The 20,606-nt window shown below is 47.8% G+C and carries 10 protein-coding genes; all 10 read left to right on the top strand.

Translation table 11 applies throughout. The annotated features are described in order from the left end of the window. The first annotated feature begins 185 nt into the window (after positions 1-185). Positions 186-3,317 carry a SusC/RagA family TonB-linked outer membrane protein gene (locus FN815_RS04790; RefSeq protein WP_142453482.1) on the top strand — a complete coding sequence of 1,044 codons (3,132 nt, stop codon included), beginning with the start codon at positions 186-188 and terminating at the stop codon, positions 3,315-3,317. Positions 3,318-3,409: 92 nt separating this feature from the next. Next, positions 3,410-4,918 carry a RagB/SusD family nutrient uptake outer membrane protein gene (locus FN815_RS04785; RefSeq protein ID WP_142453481.1) on the top strand — a complete coding sequence of 503 codons (1,509 nt, stop codon included), beginning with the start codon at positions 3,410-3,412 and terminating at the stop codon, positions 4,916-4,918. A gap of 146 nt (positions 4,919-5,064) precedes the next feature. Next, a complete protein-coding gene (locus FN815_RS04780; protein ID WP_142453480.1) occupies positions 5,065-6,108 on the top strand; it encodes a T9SS type A sorting domain-containing protein in 1,044 nt (347 codons plus the stop codon). Between the two features lie 124 nt (positions 6,109-6,232). Further along, entirely contained in the window at positions 6,233-8,383 is a 2,151-nt protein-coding gene (locus FN815_RS04775) for a T9SS type A sorting domain-containing protein (protein ID WP_142453479.1), read from the top strand. 217 nt (positions 8,384-8,600) lie between these two features. Continuing rightward, on the top strand, positions 8,601-11,201 hold the full coding sequence (locus FN815_RS04770) for a glycoside hydrolase 5 family protein (RefSeq protein WP_142453478.1): 2,601 nt from the start codon (positions 8,601-8,603) through the stop codon (positions 11,199-11,201). 157 nt (positions 11,202-11,358) lie between these two features. Continuing rightward, on the top strand, positions 11,359-14,151 hold the full coding sequence (locus tag FN815_RS04765) for a rhamnogalacturonan lyase family protein (RefSeq protein WP_221930239.1): 2,793 nt from the start codon (positions 11,359-11,361) through the stop codon (positions 14,149-14,151). Positions 14,152-14,170: 19 nt separating this feature from the next. Then, positions 14,171-16,558, top strand: a complete 2,388-nt coding sequence (locus FN815_RS04760) for a glycoside hydrolase family 2 protein (protein ID WP_142453476.1) — start codon at positions 14,171-14,173, stop codon at positions 16,556-16,558. Positions 16,559-16,678: 120 nt separating this feature from the next. After that, the gene (locus tag FN815_RS04755; RefSeq protein ID WP_142453475.1) at positions 16,679-17,716 is read left to right on the top strand and encodes a DUF5107 domain-containing protein; all 1,038 of its coding nucleotides are present in this window, start codon (positions 16,679-16,681) and stop codon (positions 17,714-17,716) included. Between the two features lie 94 nt (positions 17,717-17,810). Further along, positions 17,811-18,992 (top strand): galactokinase, encoded by a 1,182-nt coding sequence (locus tag FN815_RS04750; RefSeq protein ID WP_142453474.1) that lies wholly within the window; start codon positions 17,811-17,813, stop codon positions 18,990-18,992. 362 nt (positions 18,993-19,354) lie between these two features. After that, positions 19,355-20,398, top strand: a complete 1,044-nt coding sequence (locus FN815_RS04745; RefSeq protein WP_142453473.1) for a UDP-glucose--hexose-1-phosphate uridylyltransferase — start codon at positions 19,355-19,357, stop codon at positions 20,396-20,398. The last annotated feature ends 208 nt before the right edge of the window (positions 20,399-20,606 follow it).

Below are 20,606 nucleotides of genomic sequence, written 5' to 3'. Positions count from 1 at the left end.
GCTTCTTTTTTTTCAAAGATTTGGTTTGACTATTGAAGATGAGGTTTTATATTATTTAAAATGTTATCGATAACATTAATTTAAAAGCGTAAAAAAGCGCTTACTGTTGGAATTTTAACACAGAATATGAGTCTCAAAGGGGTATCGTTATCATTTCCTTTGATCTCTTAAACACGGAGTTGAATATGGTTTCAAGGTTACGTTTTAAACTTAGATTCTCATTGGTGGTGATGGTATCTGCTTTTATGTTTTCTGTCACTGCATATGGGCAAGGTACTGTAACAGGTGTGGTTACAGATGCCACGGATGGCTCGGTTTTGCCTGGGGTAAATGTAATTTTACAGAATACTACCACGGGTATTTCAACCGATGTAAACGGGGAATATTCGCTGGATGTGCCAAGCCTCTCGGATACCCTGGTTTTTTCTTTTGTGGGATATGAGCGCCTGCAGGTGCCAATTGGTGGCAGGGAAACCATTAATGTAGCCCTGCAACCTGAGGCTATCGAAGGCGAAGAGCTGGTGGTAGTGGGCTACGGAACCCAAAGCCGGCGTACGGTATCCGGTTCTATTTCTTCGGTAAGTGCAGATGAATTGAGCACGGTAGCACGTAACTCGTTTAACCAGATGCTGCAGGGGCAGGCACCGGGCTTAAATTTGCAACGCCGCAGCGCACAGCCGGGTGGCGGACTTTCCGTGAACGTGCGGGGGGCCATTTCGCCGGGCGGAAGCAACCAGCCGCTATACGTAATTGACGGGGTTCCGCTTACGGATAACTCATCCACCGTTCCCGGTTTGTTTGATGAAGGCAGTTCAGGTAGTGTGCTAGGTTTCTACGGCGGGGTGGATCGCGATCCATTGAGTTACTTGAACCCCTCTGATATTGAGTCTATCTCGGTGATGAAAGACGCCAGTGCGGCAGCTATTTACGGCTCGGCCGCGGCCAACGGAGTAGTGCTTATCACCACTAAAAGCGGGGCAGCTGGTAAAATTCAAGTGGATTATAGAGGTAGCGTGACCACACAACGTCCGCATGATTACATTCCATTGCTGAATGCCGAGCAGTTTATGCGACAACAAAATCGTTTAGCCCATGAATATCACCGTTACGAAAATAACTTACCCCCTTACGGTAACAACGATCCTGCTAATTATACCTACACCCAATTATTTTCCGAAAGTCAAATGAACAGTGCGGGCGAAGGCACGTACTGGCCTGACCTGGTAATGGAAGACGGCTGGATGCAGGAGCATAATTTCACCGTAAGCGGGGGTAATGAAACCACCCGAATCTACACCTCCTTTAACTTTCAGGATGATCAGGCTATCCTGAAAAGTTCATCGCTCACACGATACTCTGGCCGGTTAAACCTGGATCAGGAACTGGGAGATTTTGCCAGGCTGAATGTACGTACTTCCATCAGTCGTATTGATGGAAATAATCCTACTACCGGTAGCAGTATTGGCGGGGCCGATTTGTACAATATGATACAAGCTTCGGTGGCTTATGCACCAAACCTGGATGTGTATGAAGAGGGTACTGGCGAATACACACGAACATATAACACGCTGATTATGAATCCGGTTTCTTTCCTTGATATCTCGGATGAAAGTGAAACCCAAAATATTTCGGTAGCTCCCAAGCTGGAAATGGATTTTACCGATAACCTGATGGGTACGGTAACCGCACAGTACAATAGCGAAAAAACGCAGCGTGGTTTTTATTTGCCCCGCACGTCTCGCCATGCTAACCTTTCAGACGGGATGGCCCAGAAAAACCTGAACAGCCGTAAAAATTCAACCGTAGAAGGGTTTTTAACCTGGGATAAAGCATTTGAAAACAGTGAACTGACCGCTGTAGCCGGTGCGGGTATGTACCAGGTGAACAATGAAGGTTTTGGTTTGGTCGGTATCGGCTTTTTTACGGATGCTTTCCGGGATAACAATGTAGGCGCTGCCGAAGATGCCGAACGCAACGAGCTCACTTCCTACAAAGACGAGCGCACCAAACTATCACAGTTTATGCGCCTGAATTATACCCTTGATGATAAATACATCCTCACCGGGGTTGTACGCCGGGATGGCTCCAGCGTATTTTCTGAAAACAATAAATGGGGTGTATTTCCCGGTGTTTCTGCCGCTTGGATTGTCTCTGAAGAAGATTTCATGAGAGATTACAGCGATATCTCTGAATTGAAGGTACGTCTTGGATACGGTCTGGCCGGTAACGAAAGTGTGCTCAGTGGAAATACGCTGCGCCTGTATGGCACCGGTTTCTCCTATCTGATTGGCAACACCGTACGCAACGGGGTGACCCTCACACAAATTGAAAACCCCAACCTGACCTGGGAGACGGTACAGACCATTAACTTTGGATTGGATTTTGGGTTCTTCCGCAATCGCATTCGCGGTGGACTCGATATCTATCAAAAAACAGCCAAAGATCTGCTCGACTTCAACACGCTGCCTTTCAACAATGCGGTGGGGCTTGTGGCTGATAACGTAGGTTCGACGGAAAGTCAGGGAATAGAACTTTCGCTGACCACACAAAATTTTCAAAGTCAAACATTCCAGTGGTCCACCAACTTTAATGTTTCCTACTACCGAAGCTATTGGAAGGAGCGGAACACACGCGTGGATCTGCCAGAATATATAGGCGAAACGGATGACTATGGCGCTATCTACGGATGGGAAACAAATGGCATTATTAAAAGTGAGTCGGATCGACCTTCTCATATGGCTGATGCCAATTTGGGGAACGTAATTTATGTAGATCAAAATGGTGACGGACAACTGAACAGTGAAGATGTAGTTCAGATTGGAAATGGGATACCCAAATGGTCCATTGGTTTGGGCAATAACTTTTCTGCGGGCAATTTCACGCTTAGTGTATTTGTGTATGGTGATCTCGACTTTGACCGCTATAACAACTACACCCCTAACGTAGCTGGTTTGCGTTTAACAGGTGCCCCGCTGAATACCACCAAGCTGGCAAGAAAAGTATGGAGCTCGGATAACCCGAACGGTATACGTCCCGGTGTAGCCGACAATCCCTATACCGGAAACAACCCCGAAGGCGACGATTTTGACCTGCAAGATGCCAGTTTCATCCGCATCGGGGACGTATCGCTAAGTTATAACCTTCCGCAAAGTTTGCTGGCCCGGACCGGTTTGTCCATGCGCTCGGCCGAGCTATTTGTGAACATGCAGGATCTGGGGGTATTCACCAATTACTCCGGCTTTGATCCTGAATACACCGAAGCCAATCCTTATCCAAAGTCTTATTCGCTGACGGTAGGCGTAGACCTCAAATTTTAAACCGGGCATAGGAGAAGACGATTATGAAAAGGATGAATAGCGGAAAATCAACAAACAGAGTTTTTAATTATTTGAAAGAAACAGGCAGAACCATGAAGAAACTAAAATTATCATTACTAATGGTTGTTGTGGTGGGCCTGAGCGGCCTGCTGATGACAGCATGTTCGGATATGCTGGAGCCGGAGGTTTATGGCGATTTAACGCCCGATACCTTCTTCTCCTCGGAATCGGATTTTGACCAAGCCGTAGTGGCCCTGTACAGTCCCTTTACCAGCGACTGGGGCTTTTCTGATCCTGGCGATAACGTATGGTCGGCCGCGCTTTACAATGCAGATCCCAAATCATACCTGGGTCAAAGCATGGTAACCACCGATGAAATGTACGCCCCCGATCACGCTGTGTTTAACAACTTTACGTGGGGCCCGGCTACTTTTACTATGGAAGGCAACGTATTTGCAGCCACTTACATCAAATCCCGCTTCATCGCAAGGGCTACCGATGTAATTGAGCAAATCGAAACTTCCGAGGCCGATGTACCCCAGGATGTTCGGGATCGTTATGTAGCCCAGGCACGCACCCTCCGGGCCTGGCTGATGTTCTCTATCTACGATTTCCACGGCCCGGTTCCGGTTAAACTGGACCCGGAGACCTTGCACGACACGGAAATTAACCCTCGTCCAAGCCAGGAAGAGTACGTGGCAGCCATGGAAAACGACCTGCTGGCGGCTATCCCCAACCTGGAAGAAAAATATAACAACGATGCGGAAAACTGGGGACGTGTTTCCAAGGGAACGGCCCGCATGATTTTGTTGCGTTTGTACATGCACGAGAAAGATTGGCCTAAAGCCGAAGCTGTGGCACGCGATCTCATGAATATGGGATACAGCCTGCTTCCCAACTATGCCGACGTATTTCATGCCGAACGAAACAACGAGATGATTCATGCTATACCAGCCGGTGAAGGCGCCCCCAATTACTGGGTAGCTGAGGTAGTGCCTTCTAATTATGCCAGCGGTATTGAAGGGCTAACACAACCGGGCTGGAACGTGTACTACATGCCCTGGGAATTTTATGACAAGTTTTCTGAAGAAGACGAACGCCGTGCCACCATCGTGGACAGTTATGAGAACTCCCGCGGTACAACCGTAAGCCGTGGCAACGGTATGCAGGGAGCCATTCCGTTGAAATTTACGCAAAACCTTACCGGAAACCCCGGTCAGGGCTATGATTTTGATCAACCTATATTCCGTTACCCCGAAGTGCTGCTGTCGCTTGCGGAAGCGATAGTACGCCAGCAGGGAGTAACCGGAGAGGCTTTGGCACTGGTAGAGCAAGTGCGCAACCGTGCCGGGCTGGATATGGAAGGATGGGCCGGGCTGTCGAGCCAGCAATTTTTGGATGCGCTGTTAGAAGAGCGGGCCCGTGAATTTTATGGAGAAGGCTTGCGGCGTATGGACCTGATTCGCCATGGTAAATTTATTGAAAATGCACGGGCTCGTGGAGTGAGCAACGCCCAGCCGCATCATGTGCTTTTCCCTATTCCGCAAACGGTGATTGTGCAGAGTAACGGCATTGTGGAGCAAAACCCCGGATATAACTAATAGTTGTAACCTGTCAGGTTGCCGGGTAAAGCCCCGATGGTTTGTGATGCCCGGAACCTGGCAGATTTTATCACACCAATACATTTGTAATAACCCTAATACTACCCTCAAACGTGATTTAATTAACCCTAAATGGAGATCTACCTATGAAAATAACGCGACAATTACTACTTGCTACTCTGCTGGTTCTGGCAACGGGCACTGGCCTGTACGCGCAGGAAGTGATAGCAGAGGATGATGCCTCAAATTATACGGCCGCTGAATTTGAAGCCGGAGAAAATATGGGAACCGGTTTTGGTGAATGGAACCGTATAATTAACGGTGAAGATGCTGCTATTACCTTGCAAACCGCCGCAGATAACGGAGAAAATTCTGCCGTTATTGATACCGACGGGATGTCGTTTGTGCTGCGTGCATCTGCATCGGATGCCAGTGACCAACGTGTAGACTTAGGCCGAGCCTTTGCTGCAGCGCTCGAAGACGGACAAACACTTAACTTTAAGATGGCGTGGAACTGGGCTTCTCCCGGTTTAACGGGTTTTACCTTGCACAACGGTGGCTGGGACACAGAAGCCGTAATGCGGTTAGACTTTGATCAGGCCGGTTACTTTGTTAACGGTGATTCTGTGGAAGCACACGCCTCCACGGCTGACTGGGACGAAGGTGACCAATGGAGACAGGGCGGTGTAGCGCTGGATGTTTCCATCACGCAAAACGGCGCAAACCTGGATTATACCGTCGTGGCTATTACCGAGCAATCTCATGTTGATTTCAGTGGAACCGTTGAAGGTGTTACGGCAGATCGTATCAACTTTTTCAATGATGGACGGCCTAACTGGAGCGATACCGGTCAGGGCAGTTTATTTGTAAACAGTTTCTCTATTGTTGAGGGAGGCGCGGTTTCCAATGAAAGAGAAGATGTAGCCCGCACTTTTGCGTTGGCTCAAAACTACCCGAATCCATTCAACCCCACTACCAACATCAGTTTTACGCTGGAGCATGCCTCCAATGTAGAGCTTACGGTGTATGATGCGCTGGGACGTGAAATTCGCACTCTTCAACAAGGCATGAAATCTGCCGGGCAGCACACCTCGACTTTTGATGCCTCGGAGCTTAATTCCGGCATCTACCTGTATCGGTTAAAAACTGAAGCCGGCACATTTACCCGTAAAATGATGCTGATTAAGTAATCAATCGCCATTGCTTTAGTGGATGGAAACTGCAAAGCGCGCTAAGAACGTTGAATTCTCCTTGCGCTCTTAGCGCCTTCGCGGTTTTCTTTTTATAAACTGTTTCTCATCCAAAAAATTTACTATGAAAGATTTTTTAAAAATACCGGTATGTCTTGTATGTATGTTTCTGTTATTTGCCAATCCGGGACAAGCACAAAACCAGGATTTTTATTTTGGGAATGATCTTTCCTATGTGAATCAAATGGAGGATTGTGGGGCCGATTATAAATACCAGGGTCAATCAACCGATCCTTACCAGATTTTTGCTGACCAAGGCACGAACCTGGTAAGGGTGCGGCTGTGGGTGAACCCTTCCTGGTGGCAAGCGCCGCTGCAACAACCCGAAGGTGTAAAGCCTGTATACAGCAACCTGGAAGATGTAAAAGAAACCATCCGCCGCGCCCGTGATAACGGTATGGAAGTGCTGCTTGATTTCCACTACTCGGATTTTTGGGCAGATCCCGGCCGACAGCAAGTACCTAAACATTGGGTTGATATTGCCGACGATGTGGAGGTGTTGGCCGACTCGGTGTATGAATATACCTCCGATGTATTAACCGAGCTGGACGCCGAAGGCCTGATGCCCAACCTGGTGCAGGTAGGGAACGAAAACAACTCCGGCATGATGTTTCACATCCCGGAAGAAGACGGATTTGAGACCGCCGGCCGGGTTCCGAATTCGAATAATTGGTCGCGCCATGCACAGCTGTTTAATGCCGGTATACAAGCCGTACGGGATGTGGGTGAAACAGCCTCCATCGATCCAAAAATAGCGCTGCATTTTGCCGGTTTGAACGGTTTGCAATGGTGGTTTGGCAACATCATAAATAACGGCGTAACCGATTTTGATATCATTGGCTTTTCCTATTACTACGCCTGGCACGATGCCAGCATCCCTGAGCTGGAAAATATTGTAGCTGGATTGGTGGAAGATTATCCGAACCGCGAAGTAATGGTGTTGGAAACAGGGTATCTGTGGTCGGATGATATGGGTGGCATTATTGACGAACCCTCCCCAAATTACCTTCCCGTTATCCCCGAAAAACAACTGGAGTACATGACCGACTACACCCGTGCAGTGATTCGTGCCGGGGGAAGTGGCGTCATCTTTTGGGAACCGGCCTGGGTAGATACGCCCTGCCGCACGCCCTGGATTACCGGGTCATCGCACACGCATGTCGCCTTTTTTACACCCGGCGACTACAACTTTATGGACAACGGCGGCGGCCGCTGGATGAATCCCGAATTTTACAAAAACCCTGAAGCGCCCAAAGCCACCTTCAAAGTAGATATGAGTGGGCAAGAAGTTTCAGAAGAAGGGATGTATATCACCGGTAGTTTTACCGTAGAGGAAGAAGGGGGCGACTGGCAGCTGCTGCCCATGGCCGATGAGCGCGACGGTATCTACAGCTATTATACCTATATAAATGAGGCCGATTCCGGTGCCTACTATTTTGTAAACGGCAACAGCTGGGATGCGCGCGAAACCGTACCAGAAACCTGTGCCACCATGTGGGATACCGACCGCGGCTACACCATGCCAGGTGAGGACACGCTCTTTGATTTTAAGTGGGGCAGTTGCGAGGCCATTTATGCCTCCGGCGAGGTAGAGGTGACTTTTAAAGTAGATATGACGGACGCCGGGGTGGATTATTCGAATGGTGTGTACGTCACCGGAACTTTTACGGCAGATGAGGGAGGTGGTAACTGGTCTATCATCCCGATGACCGAGCAGCAGGAAGGAATATTCTCCTATCAAACCGAATTAGAAATTGGAGACTCCGGCGCCTATTACTTTCTCTCGGGAAATGACTGGAATGCCCGCGAAACCGTCCCCGATGCCTGCGCCGATATGTACGATTCGGATCGCGGATACAACATCACCGAAGACGATACCGTGTTTTCTTTTAAGTGGGGATCGTGTGAAGCCATTACCGTCTCTAACGAACACCAAGGCCAGCTTCCCCGTGATTTTCAGTTGCAGCAAAATTACCCGAATCCCTTCAATCCATCTACATTAATCAGTTACCAGTTAGCCGTGAATAGTACGGTGGAGCTAACGGTGTACGATGCCTTGGGGCGGGAAGTGGCCGGGTTGGTAAATGGACAGCGGAAGGCGGCCGGAGAGCATACGGCGGTGTTTGACGCGTCTAATCTTTCATCAGGCTTGTACATCTACCGGCTGCAGGCCGGGGAGTTTGTGGAAACCCGAAAAATGATGCTGGTGAAGTAATTTGAGTTCAATAAATAAATCGTCATTGTCCCGAGTATTCGGGAACGCGGCAATCTCCCGGATACTGGCCGGATGTTTAACAACGAAATGATGGAAATGGAGTTGCTAAGATTCAACCCCGACTGCTCGGGGCCGCATCGCTTAGCTTAATAAATCAAATTTCAAGCTGGTTAACTCCGCGCGACGACACTCTTTATTTTAACAATAATAGATACGAATGAACCGAAAATTAAAAATGAAATATTTAGGGCGATTAAGCAGTCTGCTGCTTCTTTTTTTATTTGGAATGATGTCCCCACTGGCTGCCCAGAATGCCTTTCATTATGTGGATGAGGATGGTGTGCTGCGTTCACCGGATGGGGAAGAAGTCACCTATTTTGGGGTGAACTATTCCACGCCTTTTGCCCACAGCTACCGCGCGTTAAAGTTGTTGGGCGAAGATCATAAAGCGGCTATCGACCAGGATGTGTACCACTTTGCACGGCTGGGTTTAGATGCCTTCCGTATTCACCTCTGGGATACGGAGATCAGCGACAGCCTGGGTAATCTCATCCCCAACGAACACCTGGATTTGTTTGATTATATGCTGGCCAAGCTGGAAGAGCGGAACATCAAAGTTATCCTCACCCCGCTAACTTTTTATAACAATGCCTATCCCGATGGCGCTACGCCCACCGACGGTTTCGCCAATTACATCTCCAAAGGAGAAGCGCCCCGGAATGAGGAATTCTATCCGGTTATCAAAAATTACCTCGATCAGTTTTTGAATCACAAAAATCCATACACAGGTAAAACCTACCGCGAAGATCCCAATATCATCGCTATGGAAATTATTAACGAACCCTCGCATTGGGGCGATGAACAAGCCATTACGGATTTCATCAACGAAATGGCCGATCACGTGCGCGATACCGGCTGGGAAAAACCCATATTTTATAACATCGCCCAAAATCCCTCGGTAGTGGATGCGGTGATGCGGGCCGAGGTAGATGGTCTCACCTTTCAATGGTATCCCGGCGGATTGGTAGGCGGGGAAACCCAGCATCAAAATTATATGCCTTACGTGCACGATTATCCCATTCCGTTTCGGGATGGAGCGGGTTTTTCCGGTAAAGCCATGATGGTGTACGAGTTTGATGCCGCTGATACGCGTCACACGTACGCCTATCCGATGATGGCCCGCAGCTTTCGCGAGGCCGGTTTCCAATGGGCCACACAATTTGCCTACGATCCGGTGCCCATTGCGCCGCACAACTCCGATTATCCCACGCATTTTCTGAACCTGGCGTATTCTCCAAAAAGAGCCCTCAGTATGATGATTGCCTCGGAAGTTTTTCACCAGGTAGATCGCCGCCAAACCTTTGATTCTTTTTTAGCTGATACTGTGTTTGGCGATTTTCGGTTGAGTCATTCCCAAAACCTGGCCGAGCTGAACTCCGGGGAAAAATTTTATTACACCAATCACACCGAATCCGAGCCTTCTTCTCCTTCAAACCTGAGGCACATTGCGGGAGCGGGCTCCTCGCCCGTTGTAAAGTACCGCGGTACGGGCGTGTATTTCCTGGATAAGCTGGAAGAGGGCGTGTGGCGGCTGGAAGTGTATCCCGATGCGGTGCCTGTCAGCGATCCTTTTGCCAAGCCCAATTTTAGCAAAGAGGTAACGCATATTTTGTGGGGTGAACGCGAAATGGAAATAAACCTGCCGGATTTGGGGAGTGATTTTTCTGTTTCCGGATTGAATGATGGAAACGCTCAATTGACTGCAGCAGAAGAGGGTTTGTTTAAGGTAAATCCCGGAACGTACCTGCTCACGCATTCATCAAAGAAAAACAGCCGGCCTGAAGCGGAAACTACCATTGGGAAACAAAATATCGGCCTGAATGAATTTTATGCCCCAGAAGCTAACACCTACGAACAACCGGTGGTCACACATCAACCCGAAAAAAACCTGTTAGCGGGCGAGCCGGCATCTATAAAAGCAACGGTGCTTGGAGTGGGTGAGCGGGAGGTTCGCGTGATTGCGGCTCCCTATGGACGTCAGGGCGGCAGTTTCCCCATGGAAGAAATGAAGCCGGGGATATATGCAGCCGAGTTGCCTGCCGATTTTTTAACCCAAGGACAGCTGAATTACTGGATTACCATTGGGGAAGAGGAGGAGCAAATTACCTTCCCAGGGGGACATCCCGGCTACCCGTGGGCGTGGGATTATTATCATGAGGAAATGTGGAGCGTGCCGGTGCTTCCCGCTGAGGCGCCCGTTCAGGTATTTTCGGCCACAGAGGATGCAGCTGAATTAGATTTTGCTTTCTCACCCTGGTCCAGCGATTACCAGCGCAGTTTGGGGTTTGATCAGAATACCGGCGAGTCTTATGTCCGCGTTTTTGCAGATAGTCTGGAAGGAACACCCGACATTCCCGGTCTAAGTGTATATGTCGGCGGTTATTTAAAAGATCGCACCGGTGAATCTTTTCAAACACTTTCGCTGAAAATATCCGGCGCCACAGCCGCCCGGCAACAGTTGACGGTAGTGGTTACAGACCGGCGGGGCATTCCATACGCCACAGGAATTGAGGTTACTGCCCAGACAGAAACCATCACGCTAAAGAAAGAAGATTTTGAACCGGGAAAAATGGTGCTGCTGCCTCGTCCGTACCCAACCTTTTTACCCTATTGGTTTGAACCGGAAGCGGATGGGCCGCTGGATGTATCAGAAGCAGAAATTGTACAAGTGTTTCTCAATCCGGCAGATAATGAAGACTTGATTGGAAAGGCAGCAGGATTTCATATGGACGGCATTTGGTTGCACAAGAACGAGTAGTAGATAGCGACACAGACCTCCAAGGTTTGCCAAACCTTGGAGGTCTGAAGCAAAAAGTTAAAATTGTAATAACTCTGGAAGGGTTTTAGATCTCTACAGGGTTGAAAATCGAGGCGTGATGATAGATGTTAATAACAGCATAAATATGAAGACAGTGATGGGAATATTCCTGCTGCCGGTATTAATTATTAGCGGGATGATGAGTTTGGGTTCTACGGCCCAGGCTCAAACCAAACAGGTGGAAAATTTAGATCGTGGACTGATAGCTATAGCGCAAGAGAACGGCTATCTGGTTTCCTGGCGATTGCTGGGAAATGAAGCCTACGACACCGGTTTTAATGTGTACCGTGACGGAGAAAAACTAAATGAAGCCCCGATTACGGGTGCTACCTTGTTCACAGATACCGATGGCGGAGAAGCCCCTAATTATACGGTGCGTGCCGTGGTGGATGGCTCCGAACAAACCGACAGCAAGCCGGCAAGGCTGATTAAAAACACAGAAGGCGAACACGCCGGCTATTTTGATATACCGCTAAACCGACCACAGCAAGGCCCGGAGGGCGGCATCTATTCGCCCAACGATGCTTCTGTGGGAGACTTAAATGGCGATGGCCAGTATGAAGTGGTAGTAAAATGGAATCCCTCGAATGCCAAAGATAATTCACAGGCAGGCAAGACTGATAATGTATATCTGGATGCCTACACGCTGGATGGCGCCATGTTGTGGCGTATTGATCTCGGACGTAATATCCGGGCTGGGGCGCATTACACACAATTTATGGTGTATGATTTTGATGGCAGCGGAAAAGCCGAATTGATGGTGAAAACGGCTCCCGGCACTAAAGATGGCAATGGTAATTTTTTGAGTAAAGGACCGGCTGCTTCAGCGAATCATTCCGCAGATTTTCGTAATAGTGACGGTTATATATTGAGAGGCCCGGAGTATCTTACTGTTTTTGACGGGGAGACAGGCGCGGAGCTGGCGACCACTGAATATGTGCCGGTACGTGGTGGTACCATGCAGGAGGATTGGGGCGACAGCTACGGCAACCGGGTAGATCGTTTCCTTGCCGGTGTGGCCTATGTAGATGGCGAAAAACCGAGTGCTATTTTTGCCCGTGGATACTACACTCGTATGGTGGTAGTAGCCTGGGACTGGCGCAATGGTGAACTAACCCAACGCTGGGTGTTTGATACCGACGATCCGGAATATGGAAGCTCCTGGGAGGGACAAGGGAATCACCAGCTTTCGGTAGCAGATGCCGATAACGACGGCAGGCACGAAATTATTTATGGCTCCGTAGTAATTGACGATGACGGCTCCGGTTTGCATAATACCGGACAGGGACATGGCGATGCGCTGCATGTTACCCAAATGGTGAAAGGCGATCCTATTCCCAAGATTTTTATGCCCCACGAATGGGATCAATACGGTGTATCGCTGCGTAATGCGGATGATGGTTCTATGCTCTTTAATAATGATAAGTCAGGAGACATAGGCCGTGGTGCGGCTGCAGAACTGGATTCGGAGGTGCCGGGATTCAAGTTTTGGGCATCCAGTGGAATGGGTTTGTATGATATGGATGGCAATGTGGCAGGGCAGATTCCGAGTTCCATCAACCATGTGGTTTGGTGGGATGGAGAGCTGAGCCGTGAGCTGCTGAACAGCAACAGGGTTACCAAGTGGAGCGTGGCCAATAATTCAGGAACTACATTGCTGTCAGGCAGTGGTACGGCTTCCGTCAATGGCACCAAATCAAACCCGAATCTTCAGGCTGATATTTTAGGTGACTGGCGTGAGGAAGTGTTGTTGCGAACCACTGATAATGAGCGCTTGCGGGTGTTTACTACGACCATGCCTACCGATCACCGACTATACACTTTTATGCATGACCCCGTATATCGTACGGCTATAGCCTGGCAGAATACGGCTTACAACCAGCCGCCGCATCCGGGGTTTTATGTGGCATCCGATATGGATTTCCCATTGTCTACACCTGATGTGGAATTTGCCCAAGAAGATATATCCAGCTGTGCGCTCACTCCCATAACTCCCTTTTTGAAGGTTGGGGACGGTGAGTTTGAGGCTACTGCCAATGCTTTTGTAGAATTTGGTGCAACTGTATCGTTGGCACCACAAGCTGAGGGAGAAGGCAGCTGGAGCTGGACCGGGCCCGAAGGTTTTACAGCAGAAGGACGCGAAATCACCTTGGAAGAACTTAGGGAAGAACAGGGCGGCAGTTACTTTGTTCGTTATACCAATGCTTGTGGCAGCCAAACTAAATTCACTTTTGATATACAGGTAGAACCCGAACCGACGGAAGTTCGATTTGCTGTGGATATGGAGGGTCAAGATACTTCCCGTGGCGTTTTTTTGACAGGGGTGATCGTGAACTGGGATATTGTAGAGATGGAAAATGTGTACGGCGATATTTATACCCACGTGATGGAAGCTGAACCCGGTGCATCAGGGATCTACTACTATATGACCACTGGCACCTGGGATAATTATGAAGAGTATAAAGAGGAAATACCGATTACATGTACCGCCTTCCATACTTCTGGTCGTGGCCGTGGTTATAATATGGGCGAAGAGGATATGATTTTGGCTCACAAATGGAGTTCCTGCGAGACTTTCGATTACGAAATGGCAACCTCCAGTGAAAGCGAGATTAGCCTCCCTGACGAATTTACACTGAGGCAGAATTACCCAAACCCATTCAATCCATCTACAGTGATCAGTTATCAGTTACCCGTGAACAGCAAAGTCAATTTAGAGGTTTTTGATATGTCCGGACGGGTGGTGGCCTCATTGGTAGATGGCAGGATACAACCGGCGGGCACCCACGCTGAAGTTTTTGAAGCTGCTGACCTTGCCTCCGGCATGTATATCTACCAGCTCAAGGCTGGTGATTTTTCCATGACTAAAAAGTTATTACTCATTAAGTAAATATCCCGATAGCGTAGATATGAATAGATCATTTTTAGCTCTTTTATCGCTCTTAATTTTTTCTTGGGGATGTACTCCGTCTTCTGAGGTTGAAACCGTACAAACGCACTTTGACTTTAACAAGAACTGGGAATTTGTGAAGGATATGGATACCACCATAACTCCATCCCTTTTTGATCTTGCTTCTAGCAATCTTAATTGGAAATCTATTCGATTGCCCCATACAGCTAACATTGAGCCCCTGGTGATTGAAGATCAGCAATGGCAGGGCGATAGTTTCTACCGTAAGTTTTTTAGGGTTGAACCGGAACACGAAGGCAAGCATCTCAGCCTGAAATTCGAAGGGGCAATGCACGAGGCCTGGGTGTACCTGAATGGGAAACAGGTTGGCTATCATGCCGGTGGATATCTGCCCTTTGTAGTAGATATTACCGATCAAGTGAGCATCGGAGGGGAGAATACGCTATTAGTTAGGTTGAATAATGAAGACAATCCGGAAATCCCGCCAGGGAAACCCATGGCCACATTGGATTTTAATTACTACGGAGGCATTTACCGGGACGTGTATCTGGTTGCCAAAGATCCTCTGCATATCTCCGATCCTATTGCTGCAAACCGCAAGGCAGCCGGCGGTGTATATGTTTGGTATGAAGATGTACTGAGTGGCGAAGCCAAAGTGAATGTGCAAATCGATGTTGAAAACGGCAGGGCTACAAAAGAAGATGACGTCCGCCTCAGCTTGGTGCTCAGTAATGCAGAAGGGAAATCGGTGGGTTCAACTGTTTCAGACTTAAGTATTCCGGCCGAATCCAACAGGATTCATACCGAAAAAATAGCCGTTAAAAACCCTGAATTATGGTCTCCTGACCATCCATACCTGTACACGCTCACCGCTCAGCTTTATGACGGGACGAAATTAATTGATAGCTGGCAGCAGCGCATTGGCATTCGCACTTTTGGTTTTGATGAAGAAAACCAGTTTACCCTCAATGGCGAGCGCCTGTACCTCCGTGGAACCAATCGTCACCAGGATTATCCGTACATCGGGTACGCCTTATCGAATGAGGCACAGTACCGCGATGCTTATAAAACTAAAGAAGCGGGCTTCAACTTCATCCGTATAGCGCACTATCCGCCCGATCCGGCTTTTCTGGAGGCCGCCGATGAACTTGGACTTTTATTCATGGATGCCATACCGGGCTGGCAGTTTTACCAGGATGGAATATTTGCCGAGCGTGCGTTGAATGATGTACGAACTATGATACGGCGTGATCGCAATCATCCCAGTATTGTATTTTGGGAGGCCTCACTGAATGAATCCGGCATGCCGGATTCATTCATGGATCAGGCGCATTCCGCTGTGAAAGAAGAGCTGCCTTACGGCCAAAATTATACCAGTGGCTGGCGTGACTATGCCTATGATATTTTTATTCCGGCGCGGCAGCACTCACGTCCCCCCGGGTACTGGAGTGGTTACGAGAAAGATAAGCCCCTGTTTATTGCTGAATATGGTGATTGGGAGTACTACGCTCATAACGCAGGCTTCAACCAAACGGCTTTTGAGGATCTGACTGAAGATGAGCGTAATTCGCGGCAATTGCGGGGTTTTGGTCAAAAAAGACTGGCTCAGCAAGCCCTAAATTTCCAGGAAGCACATAATTCAAACCTCAAAGGTCCTTCTTTCGGGGATGCAAACTGGGTGATGTATGACTACAACCGGGGCTATGCCGATAACCTGGAAGCATCCGGTATCAGTGATATTTTCAGAATTCCAAAATTCACCTTCTACTTTTATCAAAGTCAGGGGGATAAAAATCTGGATGAAGCGGAAGCTGAGTTTAATGGCCCAATGGCCTATATCGCCAACTACTGGAATGATCCGGACTATACTACGGTGAAGGTGTATAGCAACGCGGAAGAAGTGGCGTTAATATTAAATGGAGAAGAGATTGCCCGTCAGGGACCTGATACCGATCGTATATCATCTGAGTTAAAGCATCCGCCATTTACCTTTGAGCTGGATGAATTTACTCCGGGCACGCTACGGGCGGAGGCATATATCGGCGAAGAAGTAGTAGCTAGCGATGAGCGTATCACCCCAAAAGAACCTGCACAAATTGAAATGGCCGTGGACCTTAGCGGTAAAAAAATTCAAAGCGGTGAAAATGATGTGGTATTTGTATATGCACACATTACCGATAGCGACGGAAACACTGTGTGGGATGCAGATCAAGAAGTTGAATTTACCCTGGAGGGCGAAGGTGAGTTAATCGGGCAGAATCCGATACAGGCTGAAGCCGGTATTGCAACCGTTCTGTTTCGGGCAGGAGAACAAGCTGGAAAGGTTGTTATCCGTGCAGCAGCAGAAGGGCTGGAAGTGGGTTCCATAGAACTAAAAGTGGAGTGAGGTTTTAATGAAGAAACATAAAACGATTTTAAGTGGTTTGTAAAAAGCCTCTGCCATGGAAAAAAGTTTATTTGAATACAAATAATGGCATGTGAACATAACGATTATTGAACTGGAAGTATGCTGAAGTATCAAAACAGACACTCAAATGACTTCCGCAAACACGTAAAAGAAGAAACATTGTTAGAAGAGACGGCATCCAAAAGAAAAACAAAAAAGGCAATACGGGAAGTTACTTTCGAGAATAAATACATAAAGCTGACAGTAGTTCCGGAAATGGGTGGTAAAATCACAGAACTACTGAATAAGCAGAGTGGTACACAGTTTATCAGGCCTGGAAATGTACCTTTAGATGATATCGATTTGCCGAAATATGCAGAAGCATTCCTGCCTCCCTATGCCTATGGTTTTGATGAGTGTTTCCCTTCCATAGGAGCAGATATCTACGAAAGTAATGGAACGACCCGAAATATTCCAGACCATGGGGAATTATGGACCCAAGCCTGGAGAGCTGATATTCAACCTGATAAGCTGGTGTTAGACATCAGTGGCAAGGCGATGAAATATAATTTCAGAAAAGAAATCAGCTTGCACAAAAATCAGGTGGAATTTAAATACCGGTTGCAAAACACCGGGGATGAAGCTTTTGATTACTTGTGGTCTGCTCACCCTTTGCTAAGTGTGGAAGCTGGAGATGAAGTGTTGTTGCCCCAAAAAACCCGAAAGGTTAGGATACATGCTGCTACAGATGAACGTCTGGAAGACGGTGAAACTGCTAATTGGCCGGAATTGATACCTGGTAGTAGCTCTTTTGATGTGGTTAAAGAAAAGTCTTCAGGTTTTGCCAGCAAGTTGTTTGTTGAAAACCCACAATCCGGTAAAGCGGCTTTATATCGCAAGCGGTTTGATGAAAGCCTGTTGATTGAATTTGATACTGAATCTGTTCCGCATCTGGGACTATGGTTGTGCTATGGGGGCTGGCCCGACGATGATAACTATACAGCGGATTATTCTATTGCTTTTGAGCCAACAACGGCATCTACAGATGTATTGTCGGAGGCAAGACAGTTGAGCCAAAGTGTGTATATACAACCAAAAGAAGTAAAAGAATGGAAGGTTGCCTTTTCACTAATAAACGCAAAACCTGTTGATTTTTAATAGATGATATCGTTAACAAATAGCGCTATCTTCATTGTGGATTCACGAACTGTTGTTAGTTTTGTGATGGAAATAGATGAAAACGGATTGATGCATGACTGACCTTATCAAAAAAATAAAATCCCGGTTTAAAGAACGATTTAACGAAGAACCGGTGCTGATACAATCGCCCGGACGTGTAAACCTGATTGGTGAGCACACTGATTATAATGATGGTTTTGTATTACCAGCAGCAATACAAAAGGTGATATTGCTGGGTATAGCTAAAAATGGTATCGGTAAGATCCGGGCCTATTCAGAGGATATGGATGAAGCCGTGGAGCTGGACCTCAATAACCTTCAAAAAAGTGACAAGCACTGGGCTAATTACATCAAAGGGGCCGTGAGTGAGGTGATGAAAGCAGGTCATAAACCCAAAGGATTTGATGTGGTGTTTGGTGGGGACATCCCCATTGGGGCGGGCTTGTCGTCCTCAGCTGCATTGGAAGGTGCTGTGCTGGTGGGCTTGGAAAAGCTATTTAGTTTAGGATTAGACCGGAAACGAATGGCTAAAATTGGTCAGTTGACCGAGCATAATCACGTAGGTGTGAATTGCGGGATTATGGATCAGTTCATCAACCTGCATGGCGAAGCCAATAAGGTGCTGAAACTGGATTGCCGGTCGTTGGAATATGAACTCTATCCATTTATACGGGATGATATTAAAATTGTGCTTTGTGACTCGAAAGTAAGCCATAACCTTGCCGATTCGGAATACAATGTGCGCCGCAGCCAGTGTGAAGAAGGTGTGGAAGTGATGAAGAATTATAAACCAGAAATCAAGAATTTACGTGATGTGGATCTTGAGCTTCTGAATGCACATAAAGACGAAATGGAGGAAGTCGTCTACCGGCGTTGTAAATACGTGCTGGAAGAAAATGAGCGCGTACATGCAGCCTGCCGCGATTTGGAAAACAACGATTTTGAAGCCTTTGGAAAACGTATGTTCGCGTCTCATGATGGGCTTAGTAACGACTACGAAGTAAGTTGTGAGGAATTGGATGTACTGGTGGATATCGCCAAAAATCAGCCCGGATTACTGGGCGCCCGCATGATGGGCGGTGGCTTTGGTGGCTGCACCATCAATCTGGTAGAAGAGCAGCATGTGGAGGCTTTTACCGATGCTATCAAAGAACAATACAAAGCCCGCACCGGCAAAGATACCGAGATTTATATCACCCAAATAAATGGCGGCACGCAGGTGTTGCAAGGTGATGAAGCTGATATTAAGAAGTGAAGCCTTGGCGCTAACACCCTCCACGTGTTTTGGCAAGCCAAAACCCAGCACCTCCCTCAAGGGAGGACTTCTTCGATGTGTAATTCCATATCGACATCTTACTATGAGCACTATAGCTAAATACGACCTCGAGAAGTCTCTCCTTGAGGAGAGATCAGTCAAAACAGTTATTCCTGTTTTGATTGTGAGAGGTGTTCATGCCAAGGCATCATTTGTTTAATCCATAAAACTGTGATAGATGTGATTTGTATGATGTACTACGATAAATCATGGCTTATCAAAAATCACGGAAGCCGGAGCTTGGTAACGAGCTATAACCCACAACCCACAACACAAAACCCGAAACTCCTAACCCTACACCCATGAATCTAGACTTTAGCCAGCATCCCCACCGAAGATTAAATTTGCTAACCGGCGAATGGGTGCAGGTTTCGCCACATCGTACCAAACGCCCGTGGCAGGGGCAGGAAGAAGACACGGCCGGTGAGAAAAAGCCTAAGTACGATCCGGGCTGTTATCTTTGCCCCGGTAATGAGCGTGCCGGTGATGCCAAGAATCCGGATTATGAATCCACTTTTTCCTTTGTGAATGATTTCAGTGCCTTGTTGCCCGATACCTCTGATGAGGTGTTTAATGAAGGCGGATTGCTGATAGCCAAAGGGGAGCGTGGTATTTGTAAAGTGATCTGTTTTTCGCCCCGTCATGATTTGACCTTGCCGGAGATGGAGCCCTCACAGGTAGAGGATGTAGTGGATTTATGGGTGAAAGAGTACCGTGAACTTGGTGAAAGAGATTACATTAATTACGTGCAGATTTTTGAGAACAAAGGCGAAGTGATGGGGTGTAGCAACCCGCATCCGCATGGACAGATTTGGGCGCAGGAAACCGTGCCGGAAGAACCCGCCAAAGAGTGGAAGCAATTCAAAAAACATTACGAAAAACACGGACGCACCCTGCTGGAAGATTACCTGAAGCTGGAATTAGATAAAAAAGAACGGGTAGTGGTAGAAAATGACCATTTTGCTGTAGTGGTACCTTTCTGGGCGTTCTGGCCATTTGAAACGCTTGTTATCAGCAAGCGACCTTTCGCCCGCCTTACCGATATGAATGAAGCCGAGAAAAAAGGACTGGCTGATATCGTCCGCCGGCTAACTATTAAATACGATAATGTGTTTAAAGTATCCTTCCCATATTCAGCCGGACATCACCCCGCGCCTACCGATGGCGAGGACCATCCCGAATGGCATTATCACATGCATTTTTATCCACCGCTGCTGCGCTCTGCTACCATCAAAAAGTTCCGTGTGGGTTACGAGATGCTCGCCAATCCACAGCGTGATGTCACGGCTGAATATAGTGCCGGATTATTGCGTGATCTGCCGGAAGTGCATTATAAGCAGAGATAAAGCAGTTGGCATCTTCCGTAGGAAGATTTGGTGGGAAGGTCTTGGTTAGCGATGGTATTGAAGCTGGAGCTTCACATTTAGGTTCCCAAGCAGGAGCTTGGGAACCAGCCTTAAGGGTGAAATGAATATTTGTGCCGGGTAAAATAGTTTTTGGCCTTGGCGCCAACACCTCTCACGCCCAATGCGGGAACAGCCGCATTGGGCGATC

The sequence above is a fragment of the Gracilimonas mengyeensis genome (assembly GCF_900182705.1).
GTDB lineage: Bacteria > Bacteroidota > Rhodothermia > Balneolales > Balneolaceae > Gracilimonas > Gracilimonas mengyeensis.
Note: the sequence above shows the minus strand (reverse complement) of the source record. Positions and strands in the feature narration are given on the sequence as shown.